The sequence below is a fragment of the Tabrizicola sp. T46 genome (assembly GCF_057219895.1).
Genome location: NZ_JBXVVV010000005.1, coordinates 35,087 through 58,024 on the forward strand (window position 1 = coordinate 35,087; position 22,938 = coordinate 58,024).

Annotated in this window: 22 protein-coding genes; 9 read left to right on the forward strand and 13 right to left on the reverse strand. The window is 63.6% G+C overall.

Annotated features, from left to right (window positions below; genetic code table 11):
• The first annotated feature begins 381 nt into the window (after nt 1–381).
• Nucleotides 382–1,146, forward strand: coding sequence for a ParA family protein (locus AC2D9V_RS16595; RefSeq protein ID WP_484715214.1), 765 nt, complete (start codon nt 382–384; stop codon nt 1,144–1,146).
• Nucleotides 1,143–1,817: a hypothetical protein gene (locus AC2D9V_RS16600; protein WP_484715215.1), complete on the forward strand. Its 675-nt coding sequence runs from the start codon at nt 1,143–1,145 to the stop codon at nt 1,815–1,817. The genes AC2D9V_RS16595 and AC2D9V_RS16600 overlap by 4 nt, the downstream gene beginning before the upstream one ends.
• Nucleotides 1,818–1,856: 39 nt before the next feature.
• Here AC2D9V_RS16600 and AC2D9V_RS16605 read toward each other — a convergent pair whose 3' ends face one another.
• Nucleotides 1,857–2,237, reverse strand: coding sequence for a hypothetical protein (locus AC2D9V_RS16605; RefSeq protein WP_484715216.1), 381 nt, complete (start codon nt 2,235–2,237; stop codon nt 1,857–1,859).
• A gap of 169 nt (nt 2,238–2,406) precedes the next feature.
• On the opposite strand from AC2D9V_RS16605, the gene AC2D9V_RS16610 reads away from it, so the two are divergent.
• Together AC2D9V_RS16610 and AC2D9V_RS16615 are read left to right on the forward strand one after the other, a co-directional pair.
• Nucleotides 2,407–2,616, forward strand: a complete 210-nt coding sequence (locus AC2D9V_RS16610; protein WP_305539925.1) for a hypothetical protein — start codon at nt 2,407–2,409, stop codon at nt 2,614–2,616.
• Nucleotides 2,617–2,712: 96 nt separating this feature from the next.
• Nucleotides 2,713–2,973 carry a WGR domain-containing protein gene (locus AC2D9V_RS16615; RefSeq protein ID WP_484715217.1) on the forward strand — a complete coding sequence of 87 codons (261 nt, stop codon included), beginning with the start codon at nt 2,713–2,715 and terminating at the stop codon, nt 2,971–2,973.
• A gap of 6 nt (nt 2,974–2,979) precedes the next feature.
• Here the strand turns inward: AC2D9V_RS16615 and AC2D9V_RS16620 are convergent, their stop codons facing one another.
• Entirely contained in the window at nt 2,980–3,342 is a 363-nt protein-coding gene (locus AC2D9V_RS16620; RefSeq protein WP_484715218.1) for a bactofilin family protein, read from the reverse strand.
• 563 nt (nt 3,343–3,905) lie between these two features.
• Between AC2D9V_RS16620 and AC2D9V_RS16625 the strand changes: the two genes are divergently transcribed.
• Nucleotides 3,906–4,238 carry a type II toxin-antitoxin system RelE/ParE family toxin gene (locus AC2D9V_RS16625; RefSeq protein WP_484715219.1) on the forward strand — a complete coding sequence of 111 codons (333 nt, stop codon included), beginning with the start codon at nt 3,906–3,908 and terminating at the stop codon, nt 4,236–4,238.
• A 149-nt stretch (nt 4,239–4,387) separates the two neighbouring features.
• On the opposite strand, the gene AC2D9V_RS16630 is transcribed toward AC2D9V_RS16625, so the two are convergent.
• The 8 genes from AC2D9V_RS16630 to AC2D9V_RS16665 form a co-directional block, all read right to left on the reverse strand.
• On the reverse strand, nt 4,388–5,284 hold the full coding sequence (locus AC2D9V_RS16630; RefSeq protein ID WP_484715220.1) for a 2-hydroxy-3-oxopropionate reductase: 897 nt from the start codon (nt 5,282–5,284) through the stop codon (nt 4,388–4,390).
• Entirely contained in the window at nt 5,281–6,066 is a 786-nt protein-coding gene (hyi, locus tag AC2D9V_RS16635; RefSeq protein ID WP_484715221.1) for a hydroxypyruvate isomerase, read from the reverse strand. The genes AC2D9V_RS16630 and hyi overlap by 4 nt, the downstream gene beginning before the upstream one ends.
• A gap of 29 nt (nt 6,067–6,095) precedes the next feature.
• The gene (locus AC2D9V_RS16640) at nt 6,096–7,310 is read right to left on the reverse strand and encodes a M24 family metallopeptidase (protein WP_484715222.1); all 1,215 of its coding nucleotides are present in this window, start codon (nt 7,308–7,310) and stop codon (nt 6,096–6,098) included.
• A 23-nt stretch (nt 7,311–7,333) separates the two neighbouring features.
• Entirely contained in the window at nt 7,334–8,140 is an 807-nt protein-coding gene (locus tag AC2D9V_RS16645; RefSeq protein ID WP_484715223.1) for an ABC transporter permease, read from the reverse strand.
• Between the two features lies 1 nt (nt 8,141).
• A complete protein-coding gene (locus AC2D9V_RS16650) occupies nt 8,142–8,942 on the reverse strand; it encodes an ABC transporter permease (protein ID WP_484715224.1) in 801 nt (266 codons plus the stop codon).
• A 111-nt stretch (nt 8,943–9,053) separates the two neighbouring features.
• Nucleotides 9,054–10,187: an extracellular solute-binding protein gene (locus tag AC2D9V_RS16655; RefSeq protein ID WP_484715225.1), complete on the reverse strand. Its 1,134-nt coding sequence runs from the start codon at nt 10,185–10,187 to the stop codon at nt 9,054–9,056.
• Nucleotides 10,168–11,280: an ABC transporter ATP-binding protein gene (locus tag AC2D9V_RS16660; RefSeq protein ID WP_484715226.1), complete on the reverse strand. Its 1,113-nt coding sequence runs from the start codon at nt 11,278–11,280 to the stop codon at nt 10,168–10,170. The genes AC2D9V_RS16655 and AC2D9V_RS16660 overlap by 20 nt, the downstream gene beginning before the upstream one ends.
• A gap of 34 nt (nt 11,281–11,314) precedes the next feature.
• Nucleotides 11,315–13,459: a beta-glucosidase gene (locus tag AC2D9V_RS16665; RefSeq protein WP_484715227.1), complete on the reverse strand. Its 2,145-nt coding sequence runs from the start codon at nt 13,457–13,459 to the stop codon at nt 11,315–11,317.
• 226 nt (nt 13,460–13,685) lie between these two features.
• Here AC2D9V_RS16665 and AC2D9V_RS16670 point away from each other — a divergent pair, with 226 nt between their 5' ends.
• Complete coding sequence (locus tag AC2D9V_RS16670) at nt 13,686–14,897, forward strand: pyridoxal phosphate-dependent decarboxylase family protein (RefSeq protein WP_484715228.1); 1,212 nt, start codon at nt 13,686–13,688, stop codon at nt 14,895–14,897.
• 44 nt (nt 14,898–14,941) lie between these two features.
• The gene (locus tag AC2D9V_RS16675; RefSeq protein ID WP_484715229.1) at nt 14,942–15,319 is read left to right on the forward strand and encodes a nuclear transport factor 2 family protein; all 378 of its coding nucleotides are present in this window, start codon (nt 14,942–14,944) and stop codon (nt 15,317–15,319) included.
• 6 nt (nt 15,320–15,325) lie between these two features.
• Here AC2D9V_RS16675 and AC2D9V_RS16680 read toward each other — a convergent pair whose 3' ends face one another.
• Entirely contained in the window at nt 15,326–16,327 is a 1,002-nt protein-coding gene (locus AC2D9V_RS16680; protein ID WP_484715230.1) for a LacI family DNA-binding transcriptional regulator, read from the reverse strand.
• Nucleotides 16,328–16,494: 167 nt separating this feature from the next.
• Here AC2D9V_RS16680 and AC2D9V_RS16685 point away from each other — a divergent pair, with 167 nt between their 5' ends.
• Complete coding sequence (locus AC2D9V_RS16685) at nt 16,495–17,916, forward strand: amidase (RefSeq protein ID WP_484715231.1); 1,422 nt, start codon at nt 16,495–16,497, stop codon at nt 17,914–17,916.
• A 215-nt stretch (nt 17,917–18,131) separates the two neighbouring features.
• Here the strand turns inward: AC2D9V_RS16685 and AC2D9V_RS16690 are convergent, their stop codons facing one another.
• Nucleotides 18,132–18,536, reverse strand: a complete 405-nt coding sequence (locus AC2D9V_RS16690) for a single-stranded DNA-binding protein (RefSeq protein ID WP_484715232.1) — start codon at nt 18,534–18,536, stop codon at nt 18,132–18,134.
• 422 nt (nt 18,537–18,958) lie between these two features.
• Here AC2D9V_RS16690 and AC2D9V_RS16695 point away from each other — a divergent pair, with 422 nt between their 5' ends.
• Nucleotides 18,959–19,276, forward strand: coding sequence for an H-NS histone family protein (locus AC2D9V_RS16695; protein ID WP_484715233.1), 318 nt, complete (start codon nt 18,959–18,961; stop codon nt 19,274–19,276).
• Nucleotides 19,277–19,642: 366 nt separating this feature from the next.
• On the opposite strand, the gene AC2D9V_RS16700 is transcribed toward AC2D9V_RS16695, so the two are convergent.
• On the reverse strand, nt 19,643–22,903 hold the full coding sequence (locus AC2D9V_RS16700) for a DUF499 domain-containing protein (protein ID WP_484715234.1): 3,261 nt from the start codon (nt 22,901–22,903) through the stop codon (nt 19,643–19,645).
• Nucleotides 22,904–22,938 lie beyond the last annotated feature (35 nt).

Consider the following 22,938-nt stretch of genomic DNA (forward strand, 5'->3'; position numbering starts at 1 on the left):
GTTCCAACGCAGGTATGCGGCCTGTCACCTAAGCAGGCATGCAGACATGCAAACCGTCATTCGGGCCGGAAGGCAGACGGCCACGATTGCGGGCAGGCCGACGGAGTGCTCGGACGCCGCGCCGCAGCATTACGGCTGCGGGAATCCTCAAGAAACATGAAGGCTTCGGCGGTGTGTTACAACTTACGGCACATCCCATTTGACGTTTCTACAACCTTATGCCTAAACGACGCACCGGACGCCGGTCGGATTAGTGACGCCTTTACAACGGCTTCGCTTGATCTTGGCTTGCCAGCGGTGCATCGCCTTCCGCCGCGTCATGAAAGAGCGCCGGGCGTCGGTGCAAGGGGTATCGAGTACCGTTTGTGGAGGCGTCATTTCATGCGAGTCATTACCATCGTGCAGACCAAGGGCGGCTCGGGCAAGACCACGACCGCCATGCTTCTCGCGTCTGCAGCACTGAACCTCGGACGCCGCGTCACCCTGATCGATGGCGACGTGAATGCCCAACTCGGCCGCTGGCGCGACAGTTTCGAACTGGCCGCCTGGGAGGGTGTGCAAAAGCCCGACTGGCCGGAGAGCCTGGCGATCCTCTCGCCACCGGAAAGTGTTGAAGGGCTTTTGTCGCTCCTCGAGGCCGAGGAAGCGCGTGGTGTCGATCTCGTCGTGATCGACACCCGGCCGGGCACCCATACCGACACCGAGGACTTCTGCCTGATCTCCGATTTGGTGCTGATCCCTGCACGCCCCGTTTATGCAGAATGGGAGATGACCCATCGCGCCGTCCTCTGGATGGACGACCTCCGCGCCTCCATTGCCGAAGGCGAAAGGTTCCCGGCGGTCCGGGTCCTCGTCATGGATGCCGGGCCGAAGATCATTGATGCCGCAACCCGGGATGGGGGAATGGCGCAACTGCCGAAGCGAGACCAGGACGTGCTGCAGGAAATCCTGCGTCTTGACCATCTCGACGTTATCGTCCCGCATTCGCGTATCCTAGAACAGCTGGGCTACCACGGCCCCCTTGGGCCGGCAGCCCGCGCCAACGCCAAGGCCCCCGGCGGTCGGCTGGTGGCGGATGCCATCACACGCCAGCTCGAAGTCGCAGAACTCGTTCTCACCGGGATCGACGAGGTGATCCCTGCATGAGCCGTTTCCGCCTTCCTGCACGTGTCGCACCCTCCCCGGCGGCGGAAGAACCGGGCCTGCAGAACTCCGCCGCACGGTTGCGGTCATCGCGCGAGGTGCAGTCGCGCATTCTTGCCGAACGGCGTGCGCCGGAGCAGGGAGGAAATGTCGAGGGCGTCAAGACCCAGCTTCCCGACATGAAGACGGAGCACTTGGCCGACCCGGAGTTTGCCGGGAAGAGGGAAGGGGAGAGTGGTCAGCCGCAGTCCCCCGCTTCGCCGCCCGAATGTGCTGCCAGTGGGTTGGCGAGGCCCCGGAAAGAGAAGCTGGTGGTCCTCTTTCGGCTGCCGCTGGCAACCGAGAAGCAGCTTGAGCAGATCCCGGGCGCGGGCGACGTGACCCCAGCCTACATGCTGCGCGCCTTTGCCAAGGAAGCCCGCGCCGAACTGCGGCGGCTCTTGGCGGAAGATGATCTCACACCGTATGTCGACGAGGCGAAGCGCATCTTCACCATGGTAGCCACAGACATGGCGGTCGGCGAACCGATGACCGTCTACGCCCAAAGTTCAGCTATCCGGGCTATGCATGCGGCACTCGGTGACCCTTGGCTGATCGAGCCCCGGGCGACGATCGTTGGTGCCCTCCTTGCCGCGATCGCGTCGCAGCTCATCGAGGCGCGACGCGCCAGATAGACCTCACCCATGCAACAGAAATCGATGAACTGCCTGCGGTTACTCGCAGGCAAGATCGGGCAGTGGCGCTGTCTGGAAGGTCAGGCTGTCGACGCTCGTGACCAAGGCGAATTCGCCGCCTGTGCGGAAAGTCGCAACCATCTTCGCCCATTCCGCGGCGTCAGCTGTCGCTTGGGCAGAGATGCCTTTCTTGACCGGCAGGCGTGCCTGTTCGCCCGACTTTGCGAGAACGACAACCATGTCTGGCCCGGCGTCTTTGTCGAAGCGGACCACGAGCGCGCCGTTGGGCGTTGGCCCGAAGACGCGATCCGGGTCGCAGACAAGCCGCACCTCACCCGCCTCGCTGGTGAGCGCGTAGGTCGGCAGGCCACGCTCGACACCGACCGTCCAGTCGTCAAGCGCGTGGACGGGAACAGACATCGCCGCAAACGCGGAAACAGCCAGAACGGGGGACAGAACATGCATCGACAGGAAAGCCTTTCGTGGTTTGCGTGGCGACAGCAAAGCACCACTTCTGATGTCGGTAGATATGTTCTGATGGAGTTCATGTCCATGACCGCTAGCCGTCAGCGGATGACAGGAGGCCGGTATGGAAGAGGTCGCTAGAAGCAGGTCCAAAAGCCCGACCATCGATCGTCGCCTGTGGCGGATCGACCGCGGAGACCGGGAACTCGTTGCAGAACGGCATCGCACCGTGAATGGCCGTTTCAGGACCGTGTGGCTGGTCCCGGAAGAAACCCTGCGTGGCGTCCTCTGGGTCGAGGTTGTCGAGGAAACACCGGGCGATCCGTCGCCATGATCCATCAGCTTTCTGAATCGGAGCGCCCGGATCGATTCAGAAATGCAATTGGACTTGGAGAGTAACAAGGCGGAGTCTGTGCCGAGGAGGACCGCTATGGCTCTGGCACATCTGCACCGCATCGACCCGGGGGCCAACATGGCGCGGTTCTACTGCATCGATGTTGCGGCGACGCTGTTCGGAGACGTCTCCGTCTTGCGGACCTGGGGCCGGATCGGAACGCACGGACGGACAAGACTCGAGACTTGCGCCACCGTGGAAGAAGCGGAGAGGGCGGCATCTCAAACCCTTCGACAGAAGATGCGGCGGGGCTATCTGCCTGCTGGCCAAATGCTGCCGCCAGACCTTGCGGTGTGAGATCTGTCAGGCCTTACGCTGAAGCCTGCCCTCCAGCTCGGCACCGGCCTCGATGGCGATCCGCTCATGGGTGACGTCGGCCTGCACGACCGCACTCGGCGCGAGCTGAACGTTTCGCGCCGAGATCGTGCCGGAAACCACCCCAAGCACGACGAGGTCGTGGGCGACAACGGAACCTTCAACACGACCTGAAACAGCCACGGTGATCTCCGGCGCCCGCAGTGAGCCAACGACATTGCCTTGGACCTCGATCGGTCCACTGGAAGAGGCATCGCCTTCGACGACAAGGTCCTGCGCGAAAACGCTGCGGCGGGCGTTTGAGCTGGCCTGGTCCGGCCAACGGTCGAAGTCGCCATGTGGGGTCTTCATCTTGGTGCCGCCTCAGCTCGAATTCGTGCCGCACGACTGGACCAGAAGCGAAACGAAAGGGCAACGCGCGGCGCTAGGATCGGCTAAGAAGTGTAGTGGCCGTCGGCGCGGCACAACTCGTCCGGCCAAGGTGGTCGCCAGTCGTCCCTCATGAGGTAAAGATTCAGCGTCTATCGCTCATCCATAGCCTCCAGACCCTTGCCCGCTACCGATCGTTGAAAACATTCAGCGGAAAGGCTATGGTACTCCAATGGACTACCGAGGGAAAAGATGATGGGCGTACACAAGCAGAGTGTCAGCTTCACAGATGCAGCCTTCAACTTCGCCCGCGAGCTCGTAGAGAGCGGCGAGTATCCGAACATCAGCGCTGCAGTCTCTGGCGAAATGGCCCGAGCGCGCGCAGCGCGGGAGAGGGAGCGTCTTCTCTTCGAAGCCGAAGTTCAACGGCGCCTCGCGCTTCCCCCTGATGCCTGGGAACCCGTGCGAACGGGCGAGTCAATCACGTCAGGCGCTCGCGCACATCTTGCCCGACTTGCAAAGGCCGCCGGTGGCACCGCTGCCTGATGCGCATCGTTCGACATCCCTTGGTCGACCAAGACCTTGCTGCGTTGGTGGATCATATCGTCGACGTCACCGGCGGGGACTTCGACGCCGCCGGCAGGCGCCTTGATGAGGTCGATGACCTGATTGCCGACATCTCTGCCAACCCGATGTCCGGCGTTCGCTTGGCGCCACCGCTGGACGGATGGCTGGTCCGCCATGGTGGACGCGGCCATCGTCTGACCGTCGTGTTCCGCGCCGATCTCAACAAGAACTGCGTCTTTGTCGCACTCGTTGCCTTCGGTGGGCTGGACTGGTTGACCGAAGGCGAGACACGGAAGTCCTTCAGCGGGTGACCGAGGTCCGCCGTGGCCGGAGGAGCGTGTGCGACACTTCAACTTTGCGTACACAAGATGTCGCGTAAGGTTTGTTATGTAATATCTATCGACGCTATGGGCGGAGAGCAGACGCTCGAAGTGCGTCGTGCGAAGGGCGGCTTCGGGCGTCAGCTGATGGGGCTTTCTGAATTGACTTCATGGCCTCCCATCAGCTCCAGCGCCTTGACCAGGGCCGAGTGGTCCAGCTGGTCCCATCCCTGCGCCTGCATGACCTGCATGAGTTGTGCTGCCCCTGCCGTTTGCGGCATGGCAATGCCAAGTGCACGGGCGCCTTGCAGGGCAAGGCCAAGGTCCTTCTGATGCAGCGCGATGCGGAAACCGGGGTTGAAGGTCCGCTTGAGCATGCGCTCGCCATGGACCTCAAGGATGCGGCTGGCAGCAAAGCCACCCATCAGCGCCTGGCGTACACGGGCCGGATCAGCGCCTGCCTTGCTGGCGAAGACCAGTGCCTCGGCCACGGCGGCGATGTTCAAGGCCACGATCATCTGGTTGGCGACCTTGGTGATCTGGCCTGCGCCCACGTCGCCCACATGGGTGATGTTCTTGCCCATCAGGGCAAAGAGGGGCTGGATACGGGCGAAGGCCGCAGGTTTGGCCCCGACCATAATGGTCAGCGAGGCCGCCTTGGCCCCTACCTCGCCGCCCGAGACGGGGGCGTCGAGATAGTCGCAGCCCAAGGCCTCGATCCGCGTAGCAAAATCCTTGGTGGCGATGGGCGAGATGGAGGACATATCCACCACCGTCTTGCCCTTGGTCAGGCCCGATGCGACACCGCCCATGCCGAAGAGGACTTTCTCCACGTCTGGAGTGTCCGGCACCATAAGGAAGATTACCTCGGCCGTGGCCGCAACCTCGGCCGCGGTGGCGCAGGCTGTGGCCCCAGCCTCGATCAGCGCGGCGGGCACCTTGCTGCGGGTCTGGACAAAGGCCTGATGGCCGCCCGCGATCAGGTGGCCCGCCATCGGCGCGCCCATGATGCCCAGTCCGATGAACCCGATCTTCATGCCTTGTCTCCGTAGGTCGCAAGCCAGGACAGCCCGGCCTCGGTGGTGGTCGCGGGTTTATATTCGGCGCCGATCCAGCCCTGGTAGCCCAGCCGGTCGATCAGCCCGAAGAGGAAGCCGAAGTTCAATTCCCCCGTTCCCGGCTCGTTACGGCCCGGGTTGTCGGCCACCTGGATATGCCTGATGCGGTCGAAATGGCGCGTGAGGGTTCCGGCGATTTCGCCGCCCGAGCGCTGCGCGTGGTAGATGTCGAATTGCAGGAACAGATTGGGGGCGGCGACCTCGTCCATGACGGACAGGGCCTTGTCCACGTTGTTCAGCCAGAAGCCCGGCACATCGCGGCTGTTCACCGGCTCCAACAGCAAGCGCAGATTTGCCTTGGCCAGCCGTTCGGCGGCGTGGCGCAGATTTTCCACCAGGGTCGCGCGGGTTTTGGCGTCGGACACGCCCGCCCCCGGCTTGCCGGTTAGGCAGTTGATCTGCTGCACGCCCAGGGCCTGAGCGTAGTCGATAGCCCGGGCGATGCCGTCGCGGAACTCGGCCTGGCGCGCTGGGTCGCAGGCGACGCCGCGATCGCCCGCCGCCCAGTCGCCTGCGGGCAGGTTGTGAAGTACCATCGGGATGCCGTTGGCATCTAACCGCGAACGCAGGGTTGCGGCGGGAAGTTCGTAGGGGAATTGCACTTCGACGGCGGCAAAACCGGCCTTGGCGGCGCGGTCGATCCGGTCGGCCAGAGATGCGTCAGTGAAAAGCATGGAAAGGTTGGCGGCAAAGCGGGGCATGTTCGGTCCTTGCAGGTCTTTATTGGGGGTCAGGCCCAGGGGCGGGCGGGGGCGCCGGTGGTCAGAATCTCGACCCCTGTCTCGCCCACGTGGATGATATGTTCGAAGCCACCACCTTCGCCCGGCTGGCCACCGAGGAAGCATTCAACGGCGAGGACCATGCCGGGGCGAATGATCTCGGTGGAATAGGAGGTGATGAAGGGTGCTTCACAATCGAGGCCGAGGGAATGGCCGAAGAAGGGGATCATGGCCGAAAAGCCGGAGTCGCCGCCGCCGCGCCGGGCCATGGCACGGGTTCCGGCGGCGTGCAGGTCCGACAGGGGACGGCCGGGTTCAATCTCGGCGATGATGCTTTCGACGAGGTTGATGGAGTCCTCCAGCACCCGCGCCTGCGAGGCATTGGGCGCGCGGCCCACAACGGTCGACCGGGTAAGGTCGCAGTAATAGCCCTGCGCCACGGGCCCCCAGAGGTCGAAATGGATCATGTCACCCGCCTCGACCCGGCGCTGGCTGTCCCATGTCGGCAGGGCCTGACGGTGGCGATAGCGGTGGCCGACGGGGCCACTGGCGACGGCAATGTCATAGGCAAAGCCGCCCGAGGCCGCGAGCCAGCGCAAGCCTTCGCCCACGATCTCGCCCTCGGTCCGGCCGGGTACGGTCGCAGCAAGGGAGACATTCATCCAGTCGCAGCCGATGCGAGAGGCGTCGCGCAACAGCGCCACCTCATGCGGGCTTTTGATCAGGCGGAGGTGGGTGAGGATGTGGTCGGCAGGCTCGATCCGGGTGCCCTCGCCCAGCTCCGATGCCATCATGACGGCCGCGCCGTGCAGAAGGCCGGTCTGCCCGGCAAGGCCGATGCGCTTGCCCTTCAAGCCCAGTTCCACGGCTACCCGCGCCACGTCACGGTCGACGAAGGTGGACAGGCGGATGTCGCCGACCGGCACCTGCGTCCGGTCAATATCGTAGCTGTCGGTCACTAGAACCGGGTCCTTGCCGGGAGCAAGGATCAGTCCGGCATGCCCACGCGCCCGGTGGGCGTGGCTGTCAGGAATATGGCTGACCGCCGACATGTGGTTGGTGAGATACAGAAGGTCCTGGCTGCCATCGGAGTTAGTGGAACCGCGGCCCCAGACGATCAGCCCATCCAGCCCCTCACGTAAGGCTTCCTCCAGTGCCTTCTCGCGCCGGGCGGCAAACTCGGCATCGCTGGCGCGGGGCAGAAGGGTTGGGCGGGGGGGGAGCATGGACGTGTCCTTTGACGGCGAATTCAGGCCCGACCGGTTGTCGGGCCGCGTGACTGCAGGATCAGGGCGATGACGACCCCGGCGATGACGAGGCAAAGCTCCAGCGTCGCAACAGCGGCCACGGTCGGGTCGATCGTGTCGGTCATGCGGCGGTAAAGCTGGACGGGCAGCGTGTAGTACGAGGGTAATTTCAGGAAGAGCGCCAGCACGACCTCATCGAAGGACGACAGGAACGCGAGGAAAGCACCGCTCAGGACGGCAGGCCGGATGATCGGCAGGGTGACCTGCCGAAAAGTCGCCAGGGGCCCCGCCCCAAGGCTGGCCGAGGCCCGTTCCAGCGAGCGGTCGAAGGTCTGCAAGGCTGCGCTGACCGGGATCACGACGAAGGGCACGGCCAGGACGGTATGGGCGATGACAAAGCCCCAGAGCGTGCCGACCATGTTCCAGCGCAGGAACACGAGGTAAAGGCCAAGGCCGAAAACCACGATGGGCACGACCTGCGGCGAGAGGATCAGCGCACGGACAAGGGCCATCACCCCCGACTTGGACCGCGCGATGGCGAAGGCGGCCAGCGTGCCAAGGACGGCCGACAGCAGGGCCACCAGCGCGGCAATTGTCAGGCTGTTCAGCAGGGCCGAGGTCCAGGTCGGGTCGGTAAGGCTGGCATAACGCGCCAAGGTCCAGGTCTTGGGCGGGAAGGAAAAGCTGTCCTCGCCGCTGAAGCTGATCGGCACGATGATGAACAGCGGCAAGACCAGCCAAAGCGCGATCAGCACGCAGACGATCTTCAGGATGGGATTGTTGGCGGTTTGGGGGCCGGTGTCTGCCATCTCAGCCCTCGTAAGCCTTGCTGCGCTTCTGTACGGCACCAGCCATCAGGACGAAGGCCATGGCTGCGACGAGCAGCACGATGGCCAGCGCCCCGGCCCGGCCAAAGGCAGCGCGGGTTTCGAACTGCTGATAGAGGACCTGCGAAATCAAGGCCTGCTTGGGCGACCCGAGGATCGCCGGCGTGATGTAGAAGCCAAGCGCCAGCACGAAGACCAGAAGCGCCCCGGCGAAAAGACCCGGCACGGCCAAGGGAAGATAGACCTGCAGGAACGCGTTTCGCGGCGTGGCACCAAGGCTTTGCGCGGCCAGAACCAGTCTTGGGTCGATCCCCTTCAGAACCGCATAAAGCGGCAGCGCCATGAAGGGGAAGAGGACATGTGTCATGCCCATCAGCACTGCAGGCGCGGTGCCGAGCATCCGCACCCGATCAAAGCCAAGGGCTGCGATCAGGTCATTCACTGGCCCCTGCATCTGCAAAAGGACGACCCAAGAGAAGTTGCGCAAGAGTATCCCGAAGAACATCGAGACAAGTAGCAGACCCATCATCACTGTCTGCCAGCGGCTGCTGACCTTGGTCATCAGGTACGCATAGGGAAAGGCCAGAAGGGCGGCGAAAGCGGTGCAGAGAAGGGCGACGGTGAAGGTCCGGATCAGGATCGTCCGGTTGGCGGCACCCCCCAAAACCCAGGTGATGTTGTCTAGCCCGCCGATTTCGGGAGCATCAAAATGGGTGAAGGCGCGCAGGAGGGTCAAGCCGGTTGGATAGGCAAAAAAGACAAAGAGGAACAGGATGATCGGCAAGGCGACCAATCCCCAGGCATCACGCGCTTGCGACAACGGGCGGGCAGTGCCGCCCGTTGCCAGAGTTGCCGGGACATCCAAGGGAGGAGGTTTGGTCCCGGCCATGTTGCGTTACTGCGCGAAGATGGCGGTCAGACGGTCTGTGACGGCAGCCTCATTGGCACCCCACCAGCCCGCGTCCTGCATCAGAAGCTGGTCAGCATAAGTGTCGGGGAAAAAGCCCTTGGCCTGATCATCCAGCTTCGGCGCATCGCCGACGGTGCCCATGCCATAGGGAAAAAGCTCGGTCAGCGCGGTCTGGGTGCTGTGCAGCGCCACATACTGAAGGAACGCGGTCGCAGCTTCGGGGTTCTTCGCGCCGGTTGGAATGGCCAGGTTGTCATAGAGCGTCACGGCGCCAGCAAAGACGACCTTGATGTCGGGGTTGCTCTTCGAGGCGTTTAAGGCGCGCCCGTTCGGGACCAGAGCCATGTCGAACTCTCCGTTGGCCAATCCGTCCTGGATCACGGCGAAGGATTCCTTGACTTCGATCGAGTCCTTGATCGTCTCGATCTTGGCCGCCGCTTTATCGAGATCGATTGGATACATGCTCGCAGCTTCAACGCCGTCGGCCAGCAGTGCAGTTTCGACAATACCAACGTTGAAGGCGCCGCCACGGATCGCGCGGATACCTGGGAACTTCTCGGTGTTGAAGAAGTCAGCGACGCTGGTCGGGGCTTCGGGGAACTTCGCGGCGTTATACGCAAGAACGAAGGAGAACTTGACCACCGGCACACCGCACTTGTTGGTGTCGAGCGCAGGGTTCAGTTGCGAACGGTCAATCGAGACTTCCATGAAGACAGTGCCGCAGTTCGCATCAACGGTGCTGGATTCGATCTGCACCACGTCCAGCGCGACGTTGCTGGCCTCTTGCTGGGTCTTCAGCGTCGCCATGTCGGGCGAGTCGGTCTGGTCGATCTTCACGCCGGTTGCGGCCGCAAAGGGCTGCAGCCAAGCGAGGTCCTGGTTCTTCTGAAGGTCACCGCCGAAGCCGCCGAAGACGAAGGTCTTGCCTGCCAGATCCTGCGCCGAAGCGCTGGTTGCCCCAAGGCTCAGGGCGAGGGCGGTGGTAAGGCCCAGAGTGGCAATGGTCTTTCTCAGTCTCATGATTATCTCCCTGTTTCTTGACGATCTGCGAATTGCAGAAACGTTTCTTCTTTGATCTCGGGCCAGGCGGCCCTGGCTGTCAATGATTCTTTGGACCACCCGCGAGCACCACGCGGGCCGCTCCGGGCGGGAAAGCAACCAGCACGTCGGGCGTGGCGGGAAGTACTTGATCTGGCTGACAAATCACGGTGAACGTGCCCCCATCCCGCAGGTCGGCCACCACCTTGCGGAGGGCACCGAGATAGACGACGTCGCGGATGCGGGCCGGGATCTGGTTCCAGCCTTTTGGCACCTCGGCCGGATCCACGAACAACCTGCTGCGCTCGGGGCGCGTGACGATAGCGGCCGGGCCTTCTTGCGGGGTTGCATCGCTGGTGACACCGTGGAGCGCACCCGCCGCAGTGGTGACCCGGGACAGGCCCTGATACCACGTGACCTCCCCCACAAGGCAATTCGACTCGCCCAGAAACTGGGCCACGAATTGCGACACGGGCTCATCATAAAGCGTGCTGGCGGTGCCGATTTGCTGGATGCGGCCCTGATCAAAGATGGCGATGCGGTCCGACATGACCAGCGCCTCTTCCTGGTCATGGGTCACAAAGACGATGGTCACGCCCAGATCGCGGTGGATGCGTTTCAGCTCAAGCTGAACGGATTCCCTCAGCTTGCGGTCCAGAGCGCCCAGGGGTTCATCCATGAGGAGAAGGCGCGGGCGAAAGACGATGGCGCGGGCGACCGCAACCCGTTGCTGCTGACCGCCTGACAACTGCCGCGGCAACCGGTCGCCGTAGGCGTCCAGGGCCACCATGCGCAGCACGTCATCCACCCGGCGAGCGATCTCACCCTTGGCTATACTGCGTTGTTTCAACGGGTAGCCAATGTTTTCCCGAACCGTCATGTGTGGGAAGAGGGCATAGTGCTGGAACACCACGCCAATATCCCGTTTGTGCGGCGGGAGGGCACCGATGTCCTTGCCGTCCACCAGGATCTGTCCGGATGTGGGCGACTGGAACCCGGCCAAGAGGTTCAGTGCCGTGGTCTTTCCCGATCCGCTTGGACCGAGCAGTGTCAGGAATTCACCCGGCTGGATGTCGAGGTCCAACTGGGAAATCGCCGTCAGCCCGGTTGGATAGGTTTTGGAGACGCCGACGAACTGCACTCCTGCAGCGGTTCGGGACAGGTCCTGCGTCATCGGCGTCTCCCTTGTCTTGCGTGTTTCTGGGTCATCAAAGCGGGCTTTCCACCCGGCCGGACCAAACTACCGCCTGCGGATCGCCCGACCAACGGGCAGCCTCGAGCTGCAGCGGCAGATCGTCCCACAGCCAACGTCCCTCGCTGCGGATGGCAAGTTGCCGAAGGTCCAGCGGAATCGAGATTGTCGCGGTTTCGCCCGCGCGGAGGCTGATCCGCTGAAACCCGACAAGCCGCCGGCTTGGGCGCTGATGGGCCGAGCCGGGGACGCTGGCGAAGAGGAAGATGACGTCATCGCCCGCGACGGCTCCGGTGTTCATCCAGTCGACCCGCGCAAGGGTGCGCCCGGCTTCGGCCTCGACCCTCAGCGCAAGGGGCTGGAAGCTGCCGAAGCTCAGCCCATGACCGAAGGGATAGCGGACGGGATGCCCGCCTTCGTCCAGATGCCACTGGCCGTGCAGCAAGCCGTACTCCGCGTGGTCGGTCAGAAGGGCAAAGGGCGGAAGATCGGCCTCGCTCACCGGCGTCGCAAAAGGCATGTGGCCCGAGGGATTGACCCACCCCGACAGGACGTCCGCCAGGGCCGTTCCGCCCTCCATCCCCGGATACCAGAGGTGCAGGATGGCCGAGACCTTCTCGCGCCAGCCTTCGGTCACAAAGGCGCTGCCGCCCATCATCACCACGACCACGGGCACCCCGGTCGCGGCGGCCTGCAGGATCAACTGCTGGTCGGCGGCCGACAGGGCGAGGCTGGCGCGATCACCACCCGGGGGTTCGGCGAGGGCGGTGTCCTGGTTCTCGACAAGGTATTGGAAGCGCTGGCGCTGGTCTTCGCTCTCGAAGGGCGGCGCGTAAAGGTCCAGCATGGGGAGTTGCGCGTCAAGGTCGAGGAACTCGCCCTCGTCATGCATCGTGGTGCCGACCACGACGATGGCCAGATCGGCGTCTTTGGCGGTCGTGGCGTCGTCTGCGGAATGGGTGACCCGCGCCTTGGGGAAGCCCCGGATGATGCCGTCGAGCGGCGTGACGACATGGGACGGATTGACCGCGCTTGACCCACCATCGCCAAGGTTCGGGGTGGCTGCCAGTCGGCCCAGCACCGCAATCTTGCCAATGGCGGGTGCCAGTGGGAGTAAGCCGTCATTCTCCAACAGCACGATGGATTGCCGGGCCGATTGCAGGGCAAGGTCAGCGTGGGCGGAACCGTCGACGATGGCCGCATCGGGTATCGGCTGCTGCCGCAAGTGTTCGAACCGGATCAACGTGCGCAGGATGCGCTCGACGGTGGCATCGACCTCGTCCCAGGTCACGCGGCCCTCGGCAATCTCGCTTGGCAAGTGCTGCCAGCGGATCATCCGGTAGGGCATTTCGATATCGACCCCAGCCTTCAGCGAGGCCGCCGCGTCACGAATGCCGAAGATGAAATCGGTGATGACCGTGCCGTCAAAGCCCCATTCCTCTTTAAGGATCTCGGTCAGCAAGTACCGGTTGTGCCCACACCAGTCGCCGTTGACGCTGTTGTAGGCCGACATGACGGTCGCAACGCCGCTTTCCACCACTCGGCGGAAGTGCGGCAGATAGACTTCATGCAAGGCGCGCTCATCACAGGTCACATCGACCCGGTGGCGCGAGGTTTCCATCGAGTTCAGCGCGAAGTGCTTCACGCAGGCCATCGCATGGCGCTGAACCCCCTGCGACAGCGCCGCGCCCATCTCGCCGACGTGATGGGAGTCCTCACCATAGGTTTCTTGCGCGCGGCCCCAAGCCGGGTGGCGCAACAAATTAATGCAGACCCCACCAAAAAGCGTGCCGCCCCGGACGCGTAGTTCCTTCCCAATGGCCTCGCCAATGGCGGTCTCTAGCGCGGGGTCGAAGCTTGCTCCGCGCGCCATGCTGACCGGAAAGCAGGTGGCGGTCCCCAGCCCAACGCCGCGCGGACCATCCACAAAGTCAAACCCCGGGATGCCAAGCCGCGGGATCACCGCCGCCGGGCAGGTGCGGTTGCTTTGCCCCAGTGTCAGGGCGCGGATGCGGCCCTCCCAGAAGTTCAGATCACCGTCCAGCATGGACAACTTTTCCTCGGGCGTAAGCGCCGAACACAGCGTCGCTGCGGCTTGGGCAAGGCTTTCCCCAGCGTGCCAGCGGGCAACGGCGATCTGGAATTCACGTCCGGTCGTCAAGGCAAGAGCGTTCCCCGGTGGTTGCAGTCGTTTCGCTGCTTTAGCTTGCAGAAACGTTTCTTCAAATCCGGTCGGCTGTCAATCTGAATCTGGCCGGCTCACACGAAGGGTGCGTTGACAGGGGTCAATCGGCCCTGTTAACTCCCTTGAAGAAACGTTACTGCAAGCGCTTTCTGGCCCTGCGTACGCGTTTTGCCCCGCATCAGCTCCATCACAGGAGGCCCCAATGCCCCGCTCGGAATTTCCTAAGACTGGCCGCAGTGCGGACGACGTTCTTGGCGACCTTCGACAGGCCAAGTCCGGCGATGTGGATTGGCGCGCCGGGCGGACCAATCTGTATGTCCAGTTCGGTGGCGACGATGTTCTGGACATCGCCAAGGAAGCCTCGCGCCTTTTCTTTTCCGAGAATGCCCACGGCACGGCCGCCTTCCCAAGTGTCGTCCGCCTGCAAGGCGAGGTGCTGGATTGGTTGCTGGATCTGGTCAGCGCGGGCCCCTTTGGTGACGGCTGTTTCACCGCCAGTGGCAGCGAAAGCATCCTGATGGCGCTGAAGGCTGCCCGCGACTGGGCACGCGACCGTCGCCCGGACTTGGGCTTTCCAAAGTTCATCGTGCCGCAGTCGGCCCATCCGGCCTTTGACAAGGCAGGCAACCTTTTGGGGATCGAAATCGTCCGTGCCCCCATTGGCCCCGATTTCCGTGCTGATGTCGTCGCGATGGAGGCGCTGGTCTGCCCGCGCACCATCGGGCTGACGGGGTCCGCCCCGCAGTTCGGCCATGGGCTCGTCGACCCGATTGCCGAAATCGCCAACCTCGCCATCCGCCGCAACCTTTGGCTGCATGTCGATGCCTGCATCGGCGCGCTGATCGCCCCCTTTGCCCGGCGCGCCGGGGCAACGGTGCCCGAGTTCGACTTCAAGATCGAGGGCGTCCGATCGATCTCGGCCGATATCCACAAATACGGTTTCGGGGCCAAGGGGGCCTCGGCGGCCCTGTTCCGTCACAAGTGTTGGCGACCCTACTATGCCTTCGAATTCGACGACTGGCCCATCGGGTCCTACGGTTCGGTCGGGCTGGCGGGCACCCGCCCGGCGGGCCCCATCGCCGCCGCTTGGGCCGTCATGCGTTACCTGGGGGAAGAAGGCTATACCCGGATCGCGGCGCAGATCCTGGACATATCGGCCCGGCTGCAGGCGGGGCTGAAGGCCATCGACGGGGTCGAATTGGTTAGTACGCCCGACCTGCCAGTGCTGGCCTGGTGCGTACCTGGCCAACCTATCGACCGCATGATCGCAGGGATGAGCGCGCGCGGCTGGTTCCTGCGCCCCATGGCACGGCCAAGCGCCATCCATATGGGGATGATCACGATTCACCAGGGGCCGGCAGTCGCACCCTACTTGGCCGATGTGGCCGAGGTTGTGGCATCGTTGACCAAATAGCTTACTGGCGCTTGTCGCCGCCACACCAACGGAAAGGCCCGCCCATGACCCGCGAAGAGACTCTGGCCCTGATGCAGCGCCACGCCGACGCCTGGAACGCGCATGACGCGGACAGGCTGCTGTCGCTGATGACCGACGACTGCATCTTCGACGGCTCGGCTGGTCCCGCCCCGCAGGGCATGCGCGTTCAGGGTCATGCCGCCCTGCGCCCAGCTTTCGAGGCGATCTGGACCACCTTCCCTGATGCCAGCTGGAACGAGGCAGTCCATGTCCTGGATGGCGAGATCGGCTTTACCACCTGGGTCTTCCGCGGCACCCGGGCCGACGGGACCAAGGTGGATGTCAAAGGGCTGGACCTGCTGAGGTTCCGCGATGGCAAGATCTGCCACAAGGACACCTACCGAAAGGCTGTCACCGCTTAGGCGACTTTAGCCGGTAATCCGGGGCGCCGAAGCGCGGGGAAAGATGTCCATCGGGACCTTGGCGTTGGTCACATCGGTGCTGCCACGGATGATCTCCTGCAGCCGCGCCGCCGCCAGTTCGGCCAGCCGCGCCGGATGCGCCTGGGCCGCCGAGATCGCAGGCTCGACACGGGCAAGCTCGGGAGCATCGGCGGCAGACAGCAGCCGCACATCCTTGGGAACAGCCTTGCCCAAAGCGCGCAGCGCCTCAAGAACCCGAAGGGCAACCCTGTCGTTCTGCGCGATCAGCGCCTCGGCCCCACCGTCCAGCAAGGCCTTGACCGCCTCTTGCACTTGTGGCGCCTCCATGGACCCGCTGGCCTGCATCATCAGCCTTCCGCCCCGTTCCGCTGCCCAGTCACGGGCACCGTCGACTGCGTCGCCGATATAGCTCTTCTTAGGGCCGACCGTAACGAAGCCAAGGCATGCGCCCGATGGGATCGTGGTCAGCAAAAGCTGCCGCACACCTTCGCGCGTGTCGTCATCCACCCAATGCCCGGTGTCGTGCTGAAGATCGCGGCCAATTGTCAGGCAGTGGATGCGCTTGCGTTCGAAATAGGCCAGGACCGGGTCATGCTCCAGCGGGTCGACCACGATGGCCCCATCCAGAGGCAGGCGTAGTTTGCCCAGCATCTCGACATTGTGGGGCAAGAGCACCGGTGCCTGTCCAGTCGACAGGATCGCCTGACTGGCATGGGTGACAATCGAAGCCCAGTAGGCCACGTCTGTCAGGACGCCACCGCCCCCTGCAGGCGCAATGCAGATACCGATCAGCCCAAGCCCGTCCGAACGCAGACCGCGGGCGATGGCGCTTGGGCGGTAACTCAGCTGCTCGGCGACGGCATGCACCCTCTCGCGGGTTGCTTCAGGAAGCCGCCCCTTGCCGGACAAGGCATCCGACACGGTCGTTACCGAAACGCCCGCAGCCGCTGCAACGTCCCGGATTGTTGCCTTCTTCTGCTTTGACATGCCCCTGACGTAGCAGGCTCTTGACTTTGTGTCGAGGTCGATGCTCCTAGATGAAGAAACGTTTCTTCTTGCTGAATCAAGGTGCAGATCACATTGAAGAACGATCATGCGCGGCAGAATGGCCTGGCCTGCCCGCCGCAAGGGTCCCGAGGAAGGAAGGCGAAGACATGCACAGCGAAATCGGGCCCTGGTCGACCATCGCGGAAATCACCTCTGCCGTCAGAGAGGGTCGCCAGACCGCCGAGCGGATCGCCGAGCTGACCCTGGAGCGCGCCGGGAAAGCGCAAGAAGAGCTGAACTGCTTTGCCCAGATCGATGCCACCGGTCTGATCGACCAGGCCCGCACGATCGACAAGCGCCGCAGAGCGGGCGAGGCTCTTGGACCGCTGGCGGGCGTGCCCGTGGCGATCAAGGATTGCACGCCGGTCAAGGGGCTGGGCAACCGGATGGGCTCACATGCCTTTGCGGATTATGTAGCCGATCATGACGCCGAGATCGTACGGCGGTTCCGGCGGGCCGATGCAATGATCCTTGGCAAGACGACACTTTCGGAATTCGCTTCGTCGAGCTTCTGTGACAGCCCCCTGACTGGCATCACGCGCAATCCCTGGAACCCCGCGCGCACGCCCGGCGGCTCCTCTGGCGGATCGGCGGTGGCAGTGGCGACGGGCTGTGTGGCCATCGGACAGGGTACGGACATGGGGGGCTCGGTCCGGATCCCGGCGTCCTGCACCGGACTTGTAGGCCTCAAGCCCGCCGCCGGACGCCTGCCGTTGGACGACCAGCCGTCTTTCGTCGATGACATTCAGCACCACGGCCTTTTGACCCGGACAACCGCCGATCTGGCCCTGACCCTTCCACCGCTTTGCGGACCCACCTGGTCAGACCCGCGCACCTTGATTCCGGCCCTGCCCGAGCTTGACGCAAGTTCGGACGTCAAGGGCTTACGCATCGCGCTGACCTACGACCTTGGCTTCTTCGTGATCGAGGACGAGGTCCGGTTACGGCTGGACGAGACCGCCGCAGTTCTGGAACGCGCAGGGGCCATCGTAGAACGCGTCGACCTTGCCTGGGATCGAGCCATCGCCGACGGCTGGGTCCGGCACTGGCATGTCTATCTGGCTGCCTTCTTCGGGGCGGACCTTGACCGGATTGGAAACCTTGCCGATCCGCGCCTTGCCGCGGTGGTTGCAAAGGGTCGGGCACATGATGCCGTGTCGCTGCGTCAGACCGACCTCTTGCGCAAGCGCCAGTGGGACGCGTTGGCGCGTCTGTTCGAAACCCATGACATCCTGCTCAGCCCGACCATGACCCGTCCGGCCGTGGGAGTGGAAGAGGATGACGCCATCTATCACGCGCTCACCGCCGATGGCCGCAAGCGTGGGCTCGACATGACTTCAGTGTTCAACTGGGTGCCCTGGTGTCCGGCTATCAGCGTGCCGGCAGGTCTATCTCTAGATGGGCTGCCCATCGGCATGCACCTTGCCGCGCCCCCACACTGCGAAGACATCCTGCTGCGCGCCGGTAGGGCCCTCGAAAAGGCATGGCCTCATGCCTGGCCAGGCAACTGGGGACACCACAGGCAATGACGCCCCAAGCCGTGAACCGCGAACCCAGGACCACAGCCACGAAAATCGAGACTACCTTCGAAGTTGCGCCATTCCAACGCGATCACCGAGTACAAATTCCACTTCCGCTGGAAAGCAGTCAGGTGCAGCAACTCGTGTGAATGTCCGCTTTGGGCCGAGATCGACTGAACCCGGCGGATTGCTCCGCCGGGCCCGAGGGGGAAACCCCGTTCTCTTCAGAACGGGATCTCGTCGTCGCGGTCGACCAGCTCGGGGTTTTCATTCTCGGCCGACTTCGGGCGGCTCAGGAAGTCGACCTTCTCGGCGATGATCTCGCAGCCGTAGCGGTCAGTGCCGGTTGCGTCGGTCCACTTCGTGTAGTGGATGCGCCCGTGGACGAGGACCTTCATGCCCTTTTCGCAATGCTCTGCGACGGTCTTGCCGAGACCGTTGAAGCAGATGATGCGGTGCCATTCGGTGTCCATGACCCGGTAACCGTTCTCGTCGCGCATGACGCGACCTTCCGAGAGGCGGGGGCGGGAGGTGGCAAGGGTGAAGTTGGTGATCTTCGTGCCGCTTTGGGTCGAGCGCACTTCGGGCTTCTGACCGATGTTGCCGGCGAGGAAGACGATGTTCTGCATGGTAAGCTCCTGTGTTTTCTGTCCCTGGGACCGTCCCTTCGACAAGACCCGGAAAAAGCCTGTCGGCTGAGGCCTGCACGGGAGACGGAACGGCGACCGGAAACCCCCAGAGGGCCGGGGTGGCGCGGGCAGCCCCAAAGGGGCAACACGGCCCGGCCTGACGCGGGGTTGCGCGCCAGAGGCCGAACAGGCTTAGGGGATTGTCAGTCGAAGGGATGGCACCGGGGATAGTGACGACCTGGGGCTCCTGCAGAACGCGGCCTTCCTCGCCACGGCAAAGGGGTTGAGGCATTTGCGAAACCGCTGACCCAGCGGATCAAGCCAACTTCATCCCCCTGCCCTATCGCGATGAACTCCATGGGAGTTGCGACATCGCGACCGGACGGCTATCCCGGATGCAGCATTCAGGACACGAGGGCTCAATGGCTGATTTCAATCTCGAGGCGATGTCGCTCAAGGAACTGCGGCAAATGCAGAAGGACCTCGCCAAGGCGGTTTCCACTTACGAGGACCGGCACAAGTCAGAAGCCCGGGCCAAGCTGGAAGCGATTGCCAAGGAGATGGGCTACTCTCTTGCCGCCCTGATTGGCGTCGAGGTCAAGGCTACCCGTGCGCCAGCCGTGGCAAAATACCGACACCCTGAGAACGCCGCTCTCACCTGGTCGGGCCGTGGCCGAAAACCGCAGTGGTTCGTGGATCACATTAATGCCGGCAAAGATCCGAGCAATCTGACGATCTAGGCGGCGAACGCCATCCTGTCGCAGGGAGGGAGCGCTGGCTGGTGCAGCGAGCGGAAACAAGCACGGAAGTAGCTCAAGTCGGGCACGACCTGGCACAGGGCCGCGCGATGGATCGTCAGACCAAATGCTCCGTGCGTGTAGACGAAGGCGTGAGCCTGAGTCGCGGAATTTTGATTATGTAATCACATCGGACTGATCGATATTCTCGTCTAGCTTCGAGATGCCTGACCCTCTAATGCAACGTGTCGTCTGGCCGAAAACCCCTAATCGATCGATCCTCGCCCTTCGGGCCCGAAGCAGCATCGCCGGGCGCACCCCAAGAGTACCGTCATCGCCATCCCAAAGCTCCTCCTTATGCGCGTGGAACTACTCCATTGACTTCTCAATGAACCCGAGCGTATTGGCGTTTTCTATCAGCGTCCGCACCTTTGCCCGGTCGAGCCCCGATGGAACTTCGGCGTCGATCTCTAGCTTCAGCTTCACCGAACTCCCCGGTAGCGTCGTGAGCTGCTCGACGATCGCTTCGACAATCTGATGGATTTCGCGGGCTGGTCGCTCCGAAGAGATCATCACGCTGCCGGTGAAGCGAGTTGGCTTCTTCTCAGGAGGCGGAGGCTGGGGCGTACCGCCGTCTGGCTGCGACCTTGTATCCGGAGACGTCTCGCCTGGGCCTTGCGCACCCCCGCCACTACCAGGCTGCACCGGAACCGGTCGATGGGCCTCGGCCACAGCTGGCTTAACAATGACACTGTCGCTGTCGATCACGACCGCCGCGTTCGCGGCGCGCTCGATGGCAAGACCCTGATAGATGTCCGACTTCTCGTCCCATCGTTCGGCATAGGCGAAGGGCCCCGGGATCATCCCGCTAACGGACGCCTGCACGGCCTTGATCAGAACCTCCTGGTTCTTCAGGCGTGGCAGGTAGATGTAGCGATTGAGATACTCCCGCAGATCCTTGAGCGAGAGATGCGGCTTGCCGTTCCAGATGTACTTCTGGAGGTCGCGATCGAGGCGCGTCGGCCCGAGTTCCGTGAGCAACCCTTCCTCGGCCACGAGCTTCTTGCTGGCCCGCGCCAGCAGCCCGTCCTGCGCCGGGATCTTGCCCGAGACCCATTCGACATCGGCTTGCGCGCTTTCCTGCGCCGGATAGTGGAGATAGCACCACGCCTCCTTGAGACGTGTCTTCATCGTCTCGTTCGATTCAGCCAGCTTGGCCTTGGCCAGCGCGCTGTCGCTCTGCGTCAGATTGAGACGCTCGGTGTCGCGGACGATCTCGCCCCAGGCCAGGGACGCTCGCACCGCGTCTTTCAGATTATCGAGCTGGCGAGAATCCGCGGCGATGAAGACCAGCATGTTGCGATAGACACGCGGCGTGCTGCCACGCTGCATCAGGATATCCTTGGCTTCGACCAGCGCCTCGGAACCCTCGCGGCCATTATGCGGATGAGCGACGCCCAACACGACCGCCCGCACGCCTCCAGCTTCGTCCGGCACTTCCGCTGACGAGGCCGGCGCCACCTGAACGGCGTCGAAGTGCCCACGATCAGCGAGGCTGTTCACATACTTGCCCAGCTCGCTGTCGATCGTCAGCAGGACGAGTGCAGTCTCGATCTGCGCTGCCTTGTCGGCCGCAATACGGTTGAGGCTCGCCGACACCGAGTACCAGTAGCGCCCGAGATCGGCGTGCATGAACTTGGCCTGGTTGGTCAGCCGCCGCAGCGCGTCGCCGAAGATCGCGGGCCGCTCGCCCGGCTGCACGACGCCGAGGTTGATCTGCTTGTCGTCGAGGCCGGTGTTCTGCTGCTGGTGCGTCGGTGCCGTGCCCATGAAGATCGCGCGCGCTACGCGACGCGTCGCGGAATAGCGGTTCAGGTTGGGCGCCGACTGATCGATCTTGTAGGGCGTCGACGCGGTGCCATCCACATCACCGGCGATGATCGACTGCCAGGTCACGTCCAGATAGTGGAGCAGCTCCGGCTCAACGCGCGGCGAACTCACCGCAACGCTGCCCGGCATGATCATCACCGAAGGGTCGCCGTTCATCCAAAGCTCGTGGATGGCCTGCGCCATGAGGCGCAGCACGCCGCGCGTGCGCTGGAACTTCTCCAGCGAACCCCAGCTTGTGTAGAGCTGGTCGAACAGCTCGGGATGGATCGGATAGGCCTTCTCCAGCTTGCGCCGATAGTCCTCGTCGGCGCAGCCCTGCGGGAAATCGTTAGCGTTCTCGCGATACAGCTTGGCGAACTGCTTCAGCGTGTTGTCACGGTGATGGAACTTGTCGCCCGCAATCTCCTTGAACAGCCGACGCCGTACGATCTCGTAGCTCTCCTCCTGGCTGGCGGGCCGCCACGAGGACTCGACACGGCTGAAGGTCTGCTTGAGACGCGCGAGCGCCTCCTGGCCGCCCTCGCCGCCAACCTCGATCTGCGACGCCGGCAAGGATGCGACCAGCAGTGTTCCGGGGCTCGCCTTGACTGCCTCGGTGAGCGACTGGACGAACGAGAGGTTCGCATCGAACGAACCAGACGGTAGCCCTTCGACCCGATAGATCTGACGCAGATACGCCACCCACTCGTCGATCAGGATCAGGCACGGAGCGTACTTCTTGAAGATGGTCTCGAGCAGGTGCGAGCCTGGCGCGATGCCGTTGGCATCATTCTCAGCGATCATGTCGAACGCTTCGGCGCCGCCGAGCTGCCACGCCAGCTCACCCCACGTCGTGCGGATCTTGCGGCCGCCCTCGGCATTGAGGACGTCCTGCGGCCCGCGTGAGGTGCCAACCAGCACCGCGCGCTTGATGTTCTTTGGCACGGTCAGCTCGTGCCTTTCGAGCAGCTGATCGAGGCCAGAGAGGTCCTGAACCGGCGTCGGCCCCGCCATATGGTAGAGGGCCAGCATCGAGTGCGTCTTGCCGCCGCCGAAGTTGGTTTGCAGTTCGACGACCGGATCGCCGCCGCTGCCCGACAGCCGCTTGGCCGCGCCAACCAGAAGCGCGCTCAGCCCCTCGGTCAGGTAGGTGCGGCTGTAGAACTGGCGCGGATCACGATATTCGGCCGGCGCGCTGCCCGAATGCACCTTGGCGAGGTCGGCGGCGAACTCGGCCTGCTGGAATTCCCCGGTGGCGACATCCTGGTGCGGCTCGACCACCTCACGCCAGGGAAGCAAGCCCGCCACCGTCTCGACCGAGATTTCCAGGCGCTGGGTTTTCCGGCGCTCCTCATTGCGCTGAAGCTCGGTGAACTTTGTGCGCAGGATGGTGTCGCGCATCTTCGAGAGCTGCTCGGCGGTCTCGCCGGCGCTGATCGCCTCCATCAGGCGACGCATGGAATCGAGCGCGCGCTCGGCGTCGTCGTAGCTGAAAGTCTCATTGTGCGAGAGCTTGTTGCGGACGTCGCTCAACTCGTTGACGAGTGAGCGCTCAGCCCGCCCCAGCACCGCCTTGAAGGCTTCGCTCCAGAAACGGTCCATCGCGTTGAACAGCGCGGCCTGGTCCCAGCCGACCTCGCCGTTGCTGTTGGGGCGCAGGCTGGGCAGCTTCTCCAGAACCTGGACCTGCCAATGCCCTTTCAGCGAGCTTTCTAGCCGCTTCTCGACGAACGGAATGAGGGCTGCGGGCAGCAGCTCCATGCCCTCGAAAACATATTGGCGCGTGCTCTTGGCCA